Origin of the sequence: Marinobacter sp. R17 (assembly GCF_003789045.1) — a bacterium.
GTDB lineage: Bacteria > Pseudomonadota > Gammaproteobacteria > Pseudomonadales > Oleiphilaceae > Marinobacter_A > Marinobacter_A mangrovi.
In genome coordinates this window covers 172,540-186,088 of sequence record NZ_RHGZ01000005.1, presented here as the reverse complement: position 1 = coordinate 186,088, position 13,549 = coordinate 172,540, and the positions used below count along the sequence as shown (strand labels likewise).

14 protein-coding genes and 1 pseudogene are annotated in these 13,549 nt (G+C 62.6%); 4 read left to right on the top strand and 11 right to left on the bottom strand.

Features of this window, described 5'->3' with window-relative positions:
* Positions 1-194: pseudogene (locus EB809_RS21045) on the top strand (integrase); the annotation flags it as partial.
* A 304-nt stretch (positions 195-498) separates the two neighbouring features.
* Here EB809_RS21045 and EB809_RS05995 read toward each other — a convergent pair.
* Both EB809_RS05995 and prlC read right to left on the bottom strand, forming a co-directional pair.
* Positions 499-756: a YheV family putative zinc ribbon protein gene (locus tag EB809_RS05995; protein WP_123633907.1), complete on the bottom strand. Its 258-nt coding sequence runs from the start codon at positions 754-756 to the stop codon at positions 499-501.
* A 51-nt stretch (positions 757-807) separates the two neighbouring features.
* Positions 808-2,853 (bottom strand): oligopeptidase A, encoded by a 2,046-nt coding sequence (prlC, locus tag EB809_RS05990; RefSeq protein WP_123633906.1) that lies wholly within the window; start codon positions 2,851-2,853, stop codon positions 808-810.
* A 158-nt stretch (positions 2,854-3,011) separates the two neighbouring features.
* On the opposite strand from prlC, the gene EB809_RS05985 reads away from it, so the two are divergent.
* Together EB809_RS05985 and EB809_RS05980 are read left to right on the top strand one after the other, a co-directional pair.
* Positions 3,012-3,554: a gamma carbonic anhydrase family protein gene (locus EB809_RS05985; RefSeq protein ID WP_123633905.1), complete on the top strand. Its 543-nt coding sequence runs from the start codon at positions 3,012-3,014 to the stop codon at positions 3,552-3,554.
* Positions 3,555-3,762: 208 nt separating this feature from the next.
* Positions 3,763-4,218, top strand: a complete 456-nt coding sequence (locus EB809_RS05980; RefSeq protein ID WP_123633904.1) for an Hsp20/alpha crystallin family protein — start codon at positions 3,763-3,765, stop codon at positions 4,216-4,218.
* Positions 4,219-4,291: 73 nt separating this feature from the next.
* Here the strand turns inward: EB809_RS05980 and EB809_RS05975 are convergent, their stop codons facing one another.
* Positions 4,292-5,245 (bottom strand): PDR/VanB family oxidoreductase, encoded by a 954-nt coding sequence (locus EB809_RS05975; RefSeq protein ID WP_123633903.1) that lies wholly within the window; start codon positions 5,243-5,245, stop codon positions 4,292-4,294.
* Between the two features lie 53 nt (positions 5,246-5,298).
* On the bottom strand, positions 5,299-6,360 hold the full coding sequence (locus EB809_RS05970) for an aromatic ring-hydroxylating oxygenase subunit alpha (protein ID WP_123633902.1): 1,062 nt from the start codon (positions 6,358-6,360) through the stop codon (positions 5,299-5,301).
* A 304-nt stretch (positions 6,361-6,664) separates the two neighbouring features.
* On the opposite strand from EB809_RS05970, the gene EB809_RS05965 reads away from it, so the two are divergent.
* Positions 6,665-7,342: a GntR family transcriptional regulator gene (locus tag EB809_RS05965; protein ID WP_123633901.1), complete on the top strand. Its 678-nt coding sequence runs from the start codon at positions 6,665-6,667 to the stop codon at positions 7,340-7,342.
* Between the two features lie 55 nt (positions 7,343-7,397).
* Here the strand turns inward: EB809_RS05965 and EB809_RS05960 are convergent, their stop codons facing one another.
* The 7 genes from EB809_RS05960 to dprA all read right to left on the bottom strand — a co-directional run bounded on the left by EB809_RS05960 (position 7,398) and on the right by dprA (position 13,452).
* Positions 7,398-7,709, bottom strand: coding sequence for a PA4642 family protein (locus tag EB809_RS05960; protein WP_123633900.1), 312 nt, complete (start codon positions 7,707-7,709; stop codon positions 7,398-7,400).
* Positions 7,710-8,067: 358 nt separating this feature from the next.
* Positions 8,068-8,919, bottom strand: coding sequence for a flagellar motor protein MotB (locus EB809_RS05955; RefSeq protein ID WP_123633899.1), 852 nt, complete (start codon positions 8,917-8,919; stop codon positions 8,068-8,070).
* A 3-nt stretch (positions 8,920-8,922) separates the two neighbouring features.
* Positions 8,923-9,696 carry a motility protein A gene (locus EB809_RS05950; protein WP_123633898.1) on the bottom strand — a complete coding sequence of 258 codons (774 nt, stop codon included), beginning with the start codon at positions 9,694-9,696 and terminating at the stop codon, positions 8,923-8,925.
* Between the two features lie 138 nt (positions 9,697-9,834).
* Entirely contained in the window at positions 9,835-10,659 is an 825-nt protein-coding gene (gene aroE, locus EB809_RS05945) for a shikimate dehydrogenase (protein ID WP_123633897.1), read from the bottom strand.
* The gene (hemF, locus tag EB809_RS05940) at positions 10,656-11,582 is read right to left on the bottom strand and encodes an oxygen-dependent coproporphyrinogen oxidase (protein ID WP_123633896.1); all 927 of its coding nucleotides are present in this window, start codon (positions 11,580-11,582) and stop codon (positions 10,656-10,658) included. The genes aroE and hemF overlap by 4 nt, the downstream gene beginning before the upstream one ends.
* Before the next feature lie 18 nt (positions 11,583-11,600).
* Positions 11,601-12,191 (bottom strand): L-threonylcarbamoyladenylate synthase, encoded by a 591-nt coding sequence (locus EB809_RS05935; protein WP_123633895.1) that lies wholly within the window; start codon positions 12,189-12,191, stop codon positions 11,601-11,603.
* A gap of 106 nt (positions 12,192-12,297) precedes the next feature.
* On the bottom strand, positions 12,298-13,452 hold the full coding sequence (gene dprA / locus EB809_RS05930) for a DNA-processing protein DprA (RefSeq protein ID WP_123633894.1): 1,155 nt from the start codon (positions 13,450-13,452) through the stop codon (positions 12,298-12,300).
* Positions 13,453-13,549 lie beyond the last annotated feature (97 nt).

Below are 13,549 nucleotides of genomic sequence, written 5' to 3'. Positions count from 1 at the left end.
ACAACGGCGAGATCAAGTGGCAGGGCCATTTGATCTACGTGAGTGAGCTGTTAGCCAGGCACCGCGTGGGCCTGAAAGAGGTTGAGGATGACCGAGTAGAGGTGCGATACAGCACCCATCTGCTGGGCCACATCAACCTTAAAACCGCGCGACTGGAGCCCGCATGCCGGTGGCACGCGGGGGAAGAGGTGTAACCCATGTTGCCGGTTCAAAGTGTTACCCATGCTCCGGTTGAACAGGCAGAGAGCCGTAGGTTGGGCTGACGCAGGAAGCCCAACAATAAGCGGACACACCTCAAGCATGGGCTCTCGAAAGCCGGCTCGGCGGCCATGAGATTGAGTGGGCTCGGCCGCAAACCCGGTCTGTTGGGCTTCCTGCGTCAGCCCAACCTACATGGAATTGAGATCTATCAAAGCCGTAGGAAGATCTCCGGCCGACTCCGAAGCTGAAGCGTCGGCTACATTGAAGATCAATGCTCAAGCTCCTCCGGCGTTGGGTTCAATCCTCGCCGTCTTCATCCGCCGCGGCCTTGAAGAAGACCACCTGCTTCACGGTGTGGTCGTCCTCATTGCGGCGTTTGTTCACGCGGGTTTCCAGCTCGCCGAGGGGCTGGCCGTCCGGGGTTTGGGCGTCTTCAAAACCGCAGGCCACGCATTCGCGGAATTGGCCTTCCTCGGTCTGTTGCATCATGAGCTTGTCCATCTCGCCGCAGCGAGGACAAACTGCGCCGGCGATGAATCGTTTGGGGGTCGCCATCGGCTCTCCAGGGGTTGTGTTCGGCGGGGCCGTGGCCCCGCCATCAATCGATCAGGCCGCGTCGTCGGTGATGCCGGTTTGCCGCAGCAGGGCGTCCACTTCCGGCTCGCGCCCGCGGAAGGCCTTGAACAGTTCCATCGGCTCGCGGGAACCGCCCCGTTCCAGAATGTTGTGCAGGAACGCGTGGCCGGTCTCCGGATCGAAGATGCCATTCTCCTCGAACAGCGAGAAGGCGTCTGCCGCCAGCACTTCCGCCCACTTGTAGCTGTAGTAACCGGCCGCGTAGCCGCCCGCGAAGATGTGCGAGAAGCTGTTGGGGAAGCGGTTGAACTCCGGCGTCTCGGTGACGGCGATCTCCGAACGCACCTGACGGTACATGTCGAGCGGGTTCACCGGCGTTTCCGGCGTGAACTCGGAGTGCAGGCGGAAATCGAACAGCGAGAATTCCAGCTGACGCACCATCTGCATGCCGGACTGGAAGTTCTTCGCGGCCAGCAGCTTGTCGAGCAGGTCCTGGGGCAGCGGTTCGCCGGTTTCGTGGTGCTTGGCGATCAGGCCCAGGGATTCCGGGTTCCAGCACCAGTTCTCCAGGAACTGGCTGGGCAGCTCGACGGCATCCCAGGCCACGCCGTTGATGCCGGACACATCCGCCACTTCCACCTGCGTCAGCATGTGGTGCAGACCGTGACCGAATTCGTGGAACAGCGTGGTGACCTCGTCGTGGGTCAGCAGTGCCGGCTTGTCGCCCACCGGCGGCGTGAAGTTGCAGGTCAGGAACGCGACCGGCAACTGCAGGCTGCCCCGCAGATTGCGCCAGCGGACCCGGCAGTCGGCCATCCAGGCGCCGCCACGCTTGCCCTTGCGGGCGTACATATCGAGGTAGAACCAGGCGATGGTCTCGTCGCCGCGGCGGATGCGGTAGGCGGTGACGTCCTTGTGCCAGGTCTCGACGCTGGTGTCCGGTTCGATGGTCAGATCGAACAGGCGTTCGGCGACGCGGAACAGGCCGTTAACCACCGTCTCCGCCGGGAACCAGGGGCGCAGGGTTTCCGGGGAAATGTCGTAGCGCGCCTGACGCATCTTCTCGCTGTAGTAGCCGATGTCCCAGGCTTCCAGCTCGTCCACGCCAAACTCGTCTTTCGCGAAGGCCTTGAGGTCGTCGAATTCCTGCACCGCGACCGGACGAGACTTGGCAGCCAGTTCCTGCAGGAAGTGCATCACCTCATCGACGCTGCGGGCCATCTTGGTGGCCAGGGAACGTTCGGCATAGTTGTCGAAGCCCAGCAGTTGGGACTGCTGGTGCCGGCGCTTGAGGATTTCCGCCATCACCGGGGTGTTGTCCCAGTGGCCACCATCCGGCCCCACATCGGAGGCGCGGGTGACGAAGGCCTCGTAGACTTCACGGCGCAGTTCGCGATTGTCGCCGTAGGTCATGACCGGGAAGAAGCTGGGGAAATCCAGGGTGATCACGAAGCCATCCAGGTCCCGCTGTTGGGCCGCCTGGCGGGCACCGTCCAGTGCGCTCTGGGGCAGGCCGGCCAGTTCGGCTTCATCGGTGATGTGCTTGAACCAGTGCTGGGTGGCGTCCAGCACGTTGTCGCTGAAGCGGTTGGTCAACTCGGCCAGTTCCCGGGACAGGTCGGCAAACTGCTTTTTCTGGTCCTCGGGCAGGTCGACGCCGCCCAGGTGAAAATCCCGCAGGGTGTTGTTGATGGCCTTCTGCTGGGCTTCGTCCAGTTCCTGGAACGCAGGACTATCCGCCAGCCGTTTGTAGGCGTTGCACAGTTCGGTGTTCTGGCTCAGCTCGGTGCCGTACTCGGTCAGCTTTTCCAGGCAGCGCTTGTAGACATCGCGCAGCTCGTCGCTGTTCATCACCCCGTTGAGGTGGGAGATCACCGACCAGGCGTTGTTCAGTCGATCGTCCAGCGCCTGCATCGGCTGGAACAGGGTTTCCCAGGTCGGTTCGGACTGGGCAGCCAGTTCCTGGATCTGCATGCGATTGTCGCTCAGGATCTGGTCGATCGCCGGTTCCATGTGCTCCACCCGGACATGGTCGAAGCGGGGAAGCAGGTCGTCACTCAGCAGCGGATTGTTCATGGGGCTCCTTACTCGCCGAATTAAAGTCACTGATACCGGATCAATGACGGGCTGTTGCGGGCGGTGGTGGTCCGTGACAGGCACGGGACCGGTACTCTACTGTATGACTCATCATACGCCAATGCCGCCCGCACGCGGATCTGTATAGGACTTATGTAATGACTCAAGTACGTTCTCACAAGGGGTTTAGCCCAAAAACCGGCGAACGGGTGTGGATCGATCCCAGTGCCCAGGTGATCGGTGACGTGGAACTGGGAGACGACTGTTCCGTCTGGCCGCTGACGGTCATCCGTGGTGACATGCACCGGATCCGCATCGGCGCCCGCTGCAGCGTCCAGGACGGCTCGGTCCTGCACATCACCCACGCCAGCGACTACAACCCGGGCGGCTACCCGCTGACCATCGGCGACGACGTCACCATCGGCCACAAGGCACTGCTGCATGGCTGCACCGTCGGCAGCCGGGTGCTGGTGGGCATGGGGTCGATCATCATGGACGGCGCCGTGGTGGAGGACGAGGTGATCGTCGCCGCCGGCTGCCTGGTGCCGCCGGGCAAGACGCTGGAATCCGGTTACCTGTATGTGGGCAGTCCCTGCAAGCAGGCGCGCCCGTTGAGCGACAAGGAACGCGGATTCTTCAAGTACACCGCAGCCAACTACGTGAAGCTCAAGGACGAATACCGGGCGGAGGCCGGTCAGTAGACCTGGCGATTTTGCTGATCCAGATCAAAAAATGAGCCCTTGAAATCCGTCGAAGCGCTCTTAGATACGGAAATAACCAGTTCAGGAAAGCCCAGCCAGTTGGCGCCACTGTGTCGGGATCTTCCTTGAACGGGTCTGAAGTCGTTGCCTCCTGATCGAATCAGGGGGCGCTCAAACATGATCTCAGGTTCGTTTGGAGGAAACTCTCATGAGCAATCTCACACGTTGGAACCCCATCAGCGAATTCGAGGATTTGCTGGATCGCTACAACCGTCATTTCGGACTCCCGAGCACCCAGGGCGATCGCGAAAACCGCGACCTGTTCCGCCGCAGCGACTGGGCCCCGGCCGTGGACATCCACGAAACGCCCGAGGCCTTCGAAATCCACGCGGAACTGCCGGGCATCAAGAAAGAAGACGTGAAAGTCACCGTACACGACGGCGTGTTGACCCTGCAGGGTGAGCGCCAGAAGAAGGAAGAGTCCGGCGAAGGCAAGACCCACCGGGTCGAGCGGGTCTACGGCTCGTTCATGCGCCGCTTCACCCTGCCGGACAACGTCTCGGAAAACGAGATCAACGCCAACTTCAAGGATGGTGTGCTGTCCCTGACCCTGAAGAAAGTGGAGCCGGCTCAACCCCGCTCCATTGAAGTACAGGTCGAATAAGCCGATCCCATCGGTTTGCCCCTCGCCTTCCGGGCGGGGGGCATTCACTCTTTTCCTGCGGTTGGCGCCTGGCCTACAGATCGATGACCAGCTGTTTGCTTAACGACCTTGAGCAGCAAGGGGTAAACTGATCGTTGGCCGCCTGCTCGGCTTCGCTGAGGAACAGGTCGCGGTGATCGGGTACGCCGTCCAGAACCCGGGTCAGGCAAGTACCGCAGATACCCTGTTCACAGGACAGGGGAATATCGATGCCCTCACGCTCCAGGGCTTCGGCGACGGTCTGGTCGGCCGGTATGGCGATGACCTGTCCGGTGCTGGCGATCTTCACGTCAAAGCGGCCATCGTCCGCCTTGTGGGCCGGATCCTCGCCGGCACTGAAGTATTCCCGGTGCAGGTTGGCGTCGGGCCAACCCAGTGTCTTGGCCATACCGAGGACATAGTCGATGTAGCCCGGCGGCCCGCAGACATAAAGGTGGGTATCCGAGGCCGGCGACGCCAGGACGCTCTCAGCATCCAGTCGGGCATCGCCGCCTTCGTCCCTGTACACATGCACCCGGCCGTCCAGCGCCGGTTGCCGTAACCGCTCCCGGAACGCGGTCCGGTCCGGTGACCGAACGCTGTAATGACATTCGAACGCCCGGCCGGATTGCGCCAACGCCTCAGCCATGGCAAGGATCGGCGTAATGCCGATGCCGCCGGCAAACAGCAGGCTTCGACGCCCCTCGGGCGCCAATGCAAACAGGTTGCGGGGCTCACTGATTTGCAGCCGGTCGCCCACCTGCAGTGCGTGCATGGCTCGGGAGCCGCCCCGCGATCCGGGTTCAAGCAGCACGCCGATCTGGTAGTAGCCCGAGACCGCGCCGGGATTGCACAGTGAATACTGGCGGATCAGCCCATCCGGCAAATGCACATCGATATGGGCGCCGGCTTCGAACGGCGGCAGCTCGGCGCCATCCGCCCGAGCCAGCTCAAAGCTGCGGATATCGGTCGCCTCCTGACGGACGGAAATAACAACAACATCAATCATGATTTCCCCCTGGCGGTCCGGACGACCGCGCGTCGGTAAAACGGTCGTCCGTCTCAGACGGCCCGGGCGGTTTCCGTGGAGTTCTCGGCAGCACGCTCCTGATCAATCAGCCGATCAATGATCTTGCGGGCCTGGACGCCACCAGCATCGATGTTGAGCTTGAGCAGCTTGCGCTGTGGATGCTGGAGCAGGTTGAGTTGCTGGCGTTCGAGCACCTCCAGGTCCTCGGAAAAGATCTTGCCCTGGCCTTCGCGAATGCTCTCGGTGAGCGCCTCGTCTTGCGGTTTGAAGTTGCGGGCCATCCCCCAGAAGTACCAGATGGAGGTGTCGGTTTCCGGAGTGATGAAATCCACCACGATGCTGGCGGCCTTGTCTTCCGGCGCTGCGTCGTAACCGCCTTTGCCGGCGTGGGCCACGCCGACTTCGATCATGACATGGCTGGGTGGCGTGAACCGGCAGATCTGCCAGCGATCCACCGGCACATCCGGATCCAGGTCATTACCGCGCAGCGCGTTCTGCCAGAACGGCGGCGCCGGAATGTCGTACATGTGCCGGCTGGTGGTGACTTCCTGCCCGTTGACCTTGGTCTCCGGGGCCGCTTCATCGATTTCCTTCTGGCCAATGCTGGAGGCGTGCACGTAGGTTTCGTGGGTCAGGTCCATCAGGTTGTCGATCATCAGCCGGTAGTCGCACTGGATATGGTAAAGACCGCCGCCGTAGGCCCAGTCGTCGCTCTCGGCCCAGTGCAGGTGGGGAATGTCCGCCGGATCCGCTTTGTCGGCCTCGCCCGGCCACACCCAGATGAAGCCGTGACGCTCCACCACCGGGTAGGTGCGAATGGCGGGAAAGCCGCGCACCCGCTGTCCCGGCATGCTGGAGCATTTGCCATCGCAGCCCATTTCCAGGCCATGGTAGCCGCAGACCAATTGGCCATCGCGGACAAAACCCAACGACAGCGGCGCTCCGCGGTGGGGACAGAAGTCTTCTACGGCGGCGACCCGGTCGTTCTCGCCACGGAAGAACACAATGGATTCATTACAGACACGACGGCCCAGGGGCTGACCATCGATTTCATCAGGGGTACAGGCGACGTACCAAGTGTTCTTGGGATACATATCAAACCCTCAGTTCAGTGTTGTCGTTGTGTGGGCACTTCAGGTTATGGATCCAATAAATAAGTTTTAGAGGTCAATGTCAAACAAAAACAAACTTTTTGGATCCAATAATTCCAGGTGACATAGTCCACGGAGATGGGCCGGGCGAGACAGGAGGTGACTCGGGGCTGATTAGGGATTACGACCGTTTGTCGTCATAATGGCGACGTTTCTGGATCCAAAACGGTTGTTTCAGGGAAGCCCCTGAATCCAGCGGAAAAGCAACGCCGCACAACACAACAGCAACGCATGAGGCAGGTAGTCTGTGGCAAGTGAAAACAGGAGCGTGGTCACCCAGCTGCGCAAGATGATCAGCGAAGGCGCATACCATCAAGGCGAACGGATCGGTGAAGTGCGCGTGGCGGAAGACCTCGGCGTGTCACGCACGCCGGTGCGCCTGGCCTTTCGGACACTGGAGCAGGAAGGTCTGCTGGAGCGTACCGGTAAGCGCGGCTTTGTGGTGCGGGAGTTCTCCGAGCGGGACGTCCAGGTTGCGGTGGAGGTGCGCGGGGTCCTGGAAGGGCTGGCGGCACGCCGACTGGCCGAGGCGGGACTGACGGATCCGGTTCGCGAGCAACTTGAACGCTACCTGGCCGAAGGCGACCGGCTGTTCAGCAAAGGGTATCTGGAAGACGCGGACATTACCGACTGGAGCCGGCTCAATGGTGATTTTCACCGCACCATCATCGAAGCCACCGGCACCCGGGTGATTGCCGATGCCATCCGCCGTAATGACCACCTGCCGTTTGCCTCAGCGGAATCCATCATCATCGATAAACGCTGCCTGGATGGGGAATACCGCAAGCTCTTCATGGCGCACCAGCAGCATTGGCTGGTCTTTCAGGCGTTGCGGGAGGGCGAGGGCGCCCGGGCGGAAATGCTCATGCGTGAGCACGCCTATATCGGCCTGCGTTACGGCTCGTTGTTCGGGCTGACCGATTAGGGAAGAGGATCAGGAGGTGGGCGTCTAAGCCCACCCATGTCAGCCATCCGTAGGATCAGACTTCGGCTGCGCCTTTGGCCCCGAACTTCTTGAGCGATGCCACGTACTCGACGCTGCGACGATGCTCGCTGATGTGGTCGAGGATGGTCTGGCCGCTTTCGCTCTTTGCATTCAGGTCGCGGCCGGCTTCGGTGAAGAAGCCCAGGAACCGCTCGAAATCCCCGGCCCGCATGGCCTGGTAGGCCTTGATGAGCACCTGGTAGTCCGGGTTCAGGGCGGTGTCATACGGGGTTATGAACAGGAAGCTCTTGACCCGCTCATCACTCCATTCTTCCCCAATGACCTTCGGCTTGTCCGGTCCACTCATAGCTACCCTCATCAATGCTTTAATATTTTTCCGACACCCACAGGAGGCCGACGTGTGCCCCTGGAGGGGCGACAGTATAACGGGGTTGGCGCTTAAACGTTATATGAATAGCGCATGAGGTTCTGGCGTGGCGTCATAAGAAAATTCCCGGGGCCGCTTTGTAACGGTGCGGAGCTTGTGCGGGGAAGCGACGGGGCACCCTGGCCTGCGTTGCCATTAGACGGCCGTCCCTGGCCGGCTAATGCAACCGGGACATCCCTGTCCCTCCTCCGGCCAGGGTGCCCCGTCGCTTCCTTCAGACTTTGGCGATAACACCAACAGCCGGATCCCCTCGCGTTGCATCAGCGGTCACATCGAACTAGGGATTGATCTCCACCGGTAAGTCCGCCGTGTTTGCCTTGGCCGTGCACTGCGGGTCGCGAATGCTGATTTCCACCCGGCGGTTCTTGGCCCGGTTCTCGGGTGAATTGTTGGGCACCAGCGGATTGGTCTCGGCCCGGCCGGCGGCGACGACCCGCTTGGCCGGCACCTTGCGGTTCATCACCAGTTCATGGACCACCGACACCGCCCGTGCCGCCGACAGGTCCCAGTTAGATCGATAGCGGGTACTTACTATCGGCCGATCATCAGTATAGCCTGCCACCACCACATCGCCCTGGCATTCCGCCAACACATCCACCACCCGCGCCAGGATCGGTTCCATATCCGGTTTCAGCTCGGCGCTGCCGGATTGGAACGTGGCGTCCTCGGCAAAGCGGATGACCACCTTCTCGGTGTCGTACTTCACGTTCAGCGCGCCCTCGGCCACTTCGCTTTCCAGCTCCCGGATCAAGCGGCTGGCCAGTTCGGTCACGCCTTCCGGTATTTCGGTGACATCGGCCGTGGACTTGGGACTGTCATCGATCAGCTGGGGCTGGTCCGGCGGAATCACGGCCGGTTGCTGGGCGGGCGCCGGAGGGACGGTATCGCTTTCGATCAGGGTCAGCGGGCTGCCGCCAACCGCATCGTCCTGGATCACGCTGCTGCCAAAGGCGCCCGCCAGGGAGCCCGCCATCGCCTTGTACTTGGCCACGTCCATGGTGGAATACGACAGCAGCAGGATAAAGAAGGTCAGCAACAGAGTCGCCAGGTCCGCAAACGTGACGATCCAGTTGGGGGCGCCTGCGGCCTGTTTCTTCCGGCGTTGACGCGGCAGTCGGGATGCCGGCATGGATCAGGCCTCCCGTTCCCGCGCCAGGACCTGTTGCTGCTCCGGAGTGATGTAGGCCGACAGCAATTCGGTGATGACCCGCGGGTTCTGGCCTTTCATGATGTTCTGGATGCTAGTGACGATCAGCGCCATGTTACGCTGTTCGTCTTCGGCCTTGAGCTGGATCTTGTCCGCCAGGGGCAGGGCGATCAACTGGGCGATGAAGGCGCCGTACAGGGTGGTAAGCAGGGCAATGGCCATTGCCGGCCCGATGGAGGAGGGATCGTCGAGGGTGTTGAGCATCTGCACCAGGCCCACCAGGGTGCCCAGCATCCCGATGGCCGGGGCCGCGTCGCCAATCCCGCGGAAGATACGTTCCGCCACGTCGTAGCGTTCCATGCGCTGCTGCATGTCTTCCAGCAGGGCCTCCTCGATCAGTTCCGGGGGGTGGCCGTCGACGCAGAGGTTGATGGCCTTGGCGAGAAAGTCGTTGCCGGTTTCATGGGATTCCAGACCCAGGATGCCTTCCTTGCGCACGACCCGTGCCAGCTCGGACACGTTGCGGATCAGCTCAATGGGGCGGTCCGAGGTCTCGCGAAAGACCGTGCTGAGCGCCAGCCGGAAGGAGCTGGCGACGGACCGCAGGCGAAACTTGATCAGGGTGACGGCAAAGGTGCCGCCCACGACGATCATCAGGCCGGGGATATTGAGGAAGGTGTTGATGGTCGCATCGGCGAGCATCGCCACGGTCACGATCGCGACACCGGCGATCAGTCCGACGAGGGTCAGGATATCCATGGATTGCCTTATCTGGTTCAGGAATACGCGGGCGTCGATCGTTCCAATCAACTCGCCCCAATTCGCACAATCCTGAGAATAGCCTACTTGGCGGCCCCAATCCTGTAACCAAGCGTTAAGGGAGGGTGTTAAAGCCGACTAACCCACGCGGTCCCGCAATGCGGCCATCACCGGCGAGGTCTCCGGCCGCACGCCACGCCAGCACGCAAACGCTTCCGCCGCCTGCTCCACCAGCATGCCCAGGCCGTCGATAACGCGTGGTGCGCCGTGATCCCGCGCCCATTGGTTGAATGGCGTCAGGTCGGGACCGTACATCATGTCGTAGGTGATGGTTTTCGGACCCACCACGCGGCGGTCCAGAGGCGGCAGATCGCCCTGGAGGCTGGCGCTGGTGCCGTTGATGATCAAATCGACCGCGTCTTTCGGATCGGTGAAACCACAGCCTGTCACCGGCACATCGCCGGCAAACAAGTCCGCCAGGGCTTCCGCCTTGGCCACCGTACGATTGGCAATAACCACCTCGGCGGGTCGCTCTCTCAACAGCGGCGCCATGATGCCGCGCACGGCGCCGCCGGCCCCGAGCACCAGAATGCGGGCGCCTTTCAGGTCGATACGCTGGTTGACGGTCAGATCGCGAACCAGCCCCAGGCCATCCGTGTTTTCACCGCACAGGCGACCGTCGCTGTCCCGAAACAGGGTATTCACCGCACCGGCCGCTTCAGCGCCGGGGCTCAGGACGTCCACCAGTTTCCAGGCCTGTTCCTTGAATGGCACCGTCACGTTCAGGCCTTTGCCGCCGCGCTCGAAAAACGTGTTTACCGCGCCATGAAAACCGTCCATCGGGCACTGGATGGCGGTGTACTCCACCGGCTCCCCGGTCTGGGTGGCAAACAGGCTGTGAATCAATGGCGACTTGCTGTGACTGATGGGGTTGCCCATCACGGCGTACAGGTCCTGGGTCATGCGTTGGCGTCCTCCTCGGCCAGCCAGTCCCGATCGGTCAGGAAATAGGCGGTCAGTTCATACTCCGGCGTGCCCGGCCGGGGCTGGCGATTGTAGTCCCAGCGGGCCAGGGGCGGCATGGACATCAGGATCGATTCGGTGCGGCCCCCGGACTGCAGGCCGAACAGGGTACCGCGATCGTAGACCAGGTTGAATTCCACGTAGCGTCCGCGGCGATAGAGCTGGAAATTCCGCTCCCGGTCGCCATAGTCCATGGTCTGGCGACGCTGAACGATGGGCGTGTAGGCTGTCAGGTAGCTGTCGCCCACCGACTGCATGAAGGCAAAGTCCCGGTCGAAGTCGCCGCTGTTCAGGTCATCGTAGAACAGGCCACCGATGCCGCGGGGTTCCTGGCGATGGCGGATGTGGAAGTACTCGTCGCACCATTGCTTGTAGCGCGGGTAGACCTCGTCGCCAAAGGGCGCACAGGCGGCCCGCGCCGTGCGGTGCCAATGGACGCAGTCGTCCCGGAAACCGTAAAAGGGCGTCAGGTCGTAGCCGCCGCCAAACCAGTAAACCGGGGGTTTGTCTTCGGGTCGGGCGATAAAGAAGCGCACGTTGGCGTGGGAGGTGGGCACGTAGGGATTGCAGGGATGCATCACCAAAGACACGCCCATGGCTTCCCAGGGCGCCCCCGCCAGTTCGGGACGATGGGCCGTGGCCGAAGGCGGCATTTGCTCACCGGTGACGTGGGAGAAATTAACACCCCCCTTCTCGAAGATCCGGCCTTCAGTGATAACCCGACTGATACCACCACCGCCTTCCGGCCGGTCCCAGCTGTCGGTTGCGAAACTGGCTTGCCCGTCGAGACGGGACAGGGTCTCGCATATCCGGTCCTGAAGCGATAGTAAGTACTTCTTTACTTCAGCGCTATTGGGTTCCATGGCTTTCTCCGAATCGGTTCAACGCAACTGGCGGCCGGACACCAGGTCGATAATACGACTGGGCTGTCGCTGACGGCCCAGGGCACCGGGCAGGATGTAGTCGAGGCGGTCTTCGAAATAGCGGGCCACCTGCAGGCGGCTGCGCGCTGGCGGTCGGCCCGCCGGGTTACAGGACGTGGAGACCACCGGACCGCCGAACGCCGTGCAGAGGCGACGCACCAGCGGATGATCGCTGACGCGGATAGCCACGGCGCTGTGTTCGCCCTTGATCCATTCCGGGATCTGGTCGAGGAGATCCGGAATGAGGCAGGTCACCGGGCCCGGCCAATGGGACAGCGCCTGCTCACGCAGGGCCGGCTCCAGGGGCTCCAGCAGGAACGCAATCTGCGCGGGAGAGGACGCCACCAGGATAACGCCCTTGTGCTGGGGGCGATCCTTCAGCGCCAACAACCGGTCCACGGCGGCGCCGTCCCAGGGATCGCAGCCCAGGCCCCAGACCGCTTCGGTCGGGTAGGCAATCACGCCCCCGGCGTCCATCACCGCTGCGCTTTCCCGCACATGCCACCAGCCCGGTGGGTAGTCGCTTGTTGGATTTCGGAATTCGTTCATGACTCGACCTGCCAGGAGTTGGCCTCGCATTATGGCGTTTGCTCTGGCGGGTGAACAGACCGAAGCGATGACCATCACTCAATCTGCTCGCAATAATGGCCCCTTGTCAGGCGCGCTGATACCCCCCCGGAACCGTCAGAACGAGACCGTCCATCTCCAACATCAGGATAGCCTGTAAGAGGGCGTCGGCGCTGAGGCCGGTGCGATCGCACAAATCGTCGGTAGAGCAGGGATCGAAAGCCAGGGCCCGAAACACCGCCTGGGCCTCCGCGCCGAGATGTTCCGGCACGACGGGCTCTTCCTCGGCAGGTGCCGGGGCCGGCGCCGGTGATCCCCAGGCCGCCAGTTGCTCCTCAATATCCTGCACCGACTCCACCAGCGTGGCACCCTGTCGGATCAGCTGGTGACAGCCGCGTGCCAATGGATTGTGGATGGAGCCGGGAATGGCAAAGATCTCCCGCCCCTGCTCCAGCGCCAGCCGCGCGGTGATCAGCGAACCGCTGCGCAGGCCGGCTTCGACCACCAGCGTGCCCTGGGCCATGCCGCTGATGATACGGTTGCGCCGGGGAAAATGGCCGGCCCGGGCGCGGGTCCCAGGCGGAAACTCCGACAGCAGGGCCCCGCTTTCCGGAATAGCCGCGGCGAGACCACGATGGGCGGCCGGATAGACCACGTCGACACCGGTGCCCAACACCGCCAGTGTGGTGCCGCCGACGTCCAGGGCACCCTGATGCGCGGCGCCATCGATCCCCAGCGCCATGCCGCTGGTGACCACAAAACCCCGCTCAGCCAGGGCGCGGGCAAACTGACGGGCATGGTCCAGGCCGCTGCGGGTGGCATTCCGGCTGCCAACGATCGCGATTTGCGGACGTGACAGCAGATCGCGCTGACCTTTGAGATAAAGCACCGGCGGGGCGCCATGGATCTGGCGCAGGGCCGACGGGTAGTCGGGCTGCCCCCAGTGGATGACCTGGATGGCCTGGTCTTTCAGACGATGCCAGCAGGCCTGCGCGTCCTGCATGGCCGGGTGATCCGGATCCCCCTGCTGCCAGGCCAGCACGCCGGCACGGGCCAGCGGCGGCAGACCAATGGTTCTCAGGCTGGCCGGGTCGAGCGTGAGCAGTTCGGACGGGTCCGGCAGGTGATCGAGAATGGCCTGCCAGCGGCGTTCGCCCAGACCGGGCAGGTGGGCCAGCAGCAACCAGGGACTGCAGGGGTCCCGCAGAAACGCGTCGGCGGGCGACAGGGTGGTGTCTGTCATGGGTTGTCATTCCTTCGACGGGGACGGCACCGTCCTGGTACCGACAAAACCGGCCTCTTGGCCATAAAAAACGGGAGGCGGCGTAAACCGGCTCCCG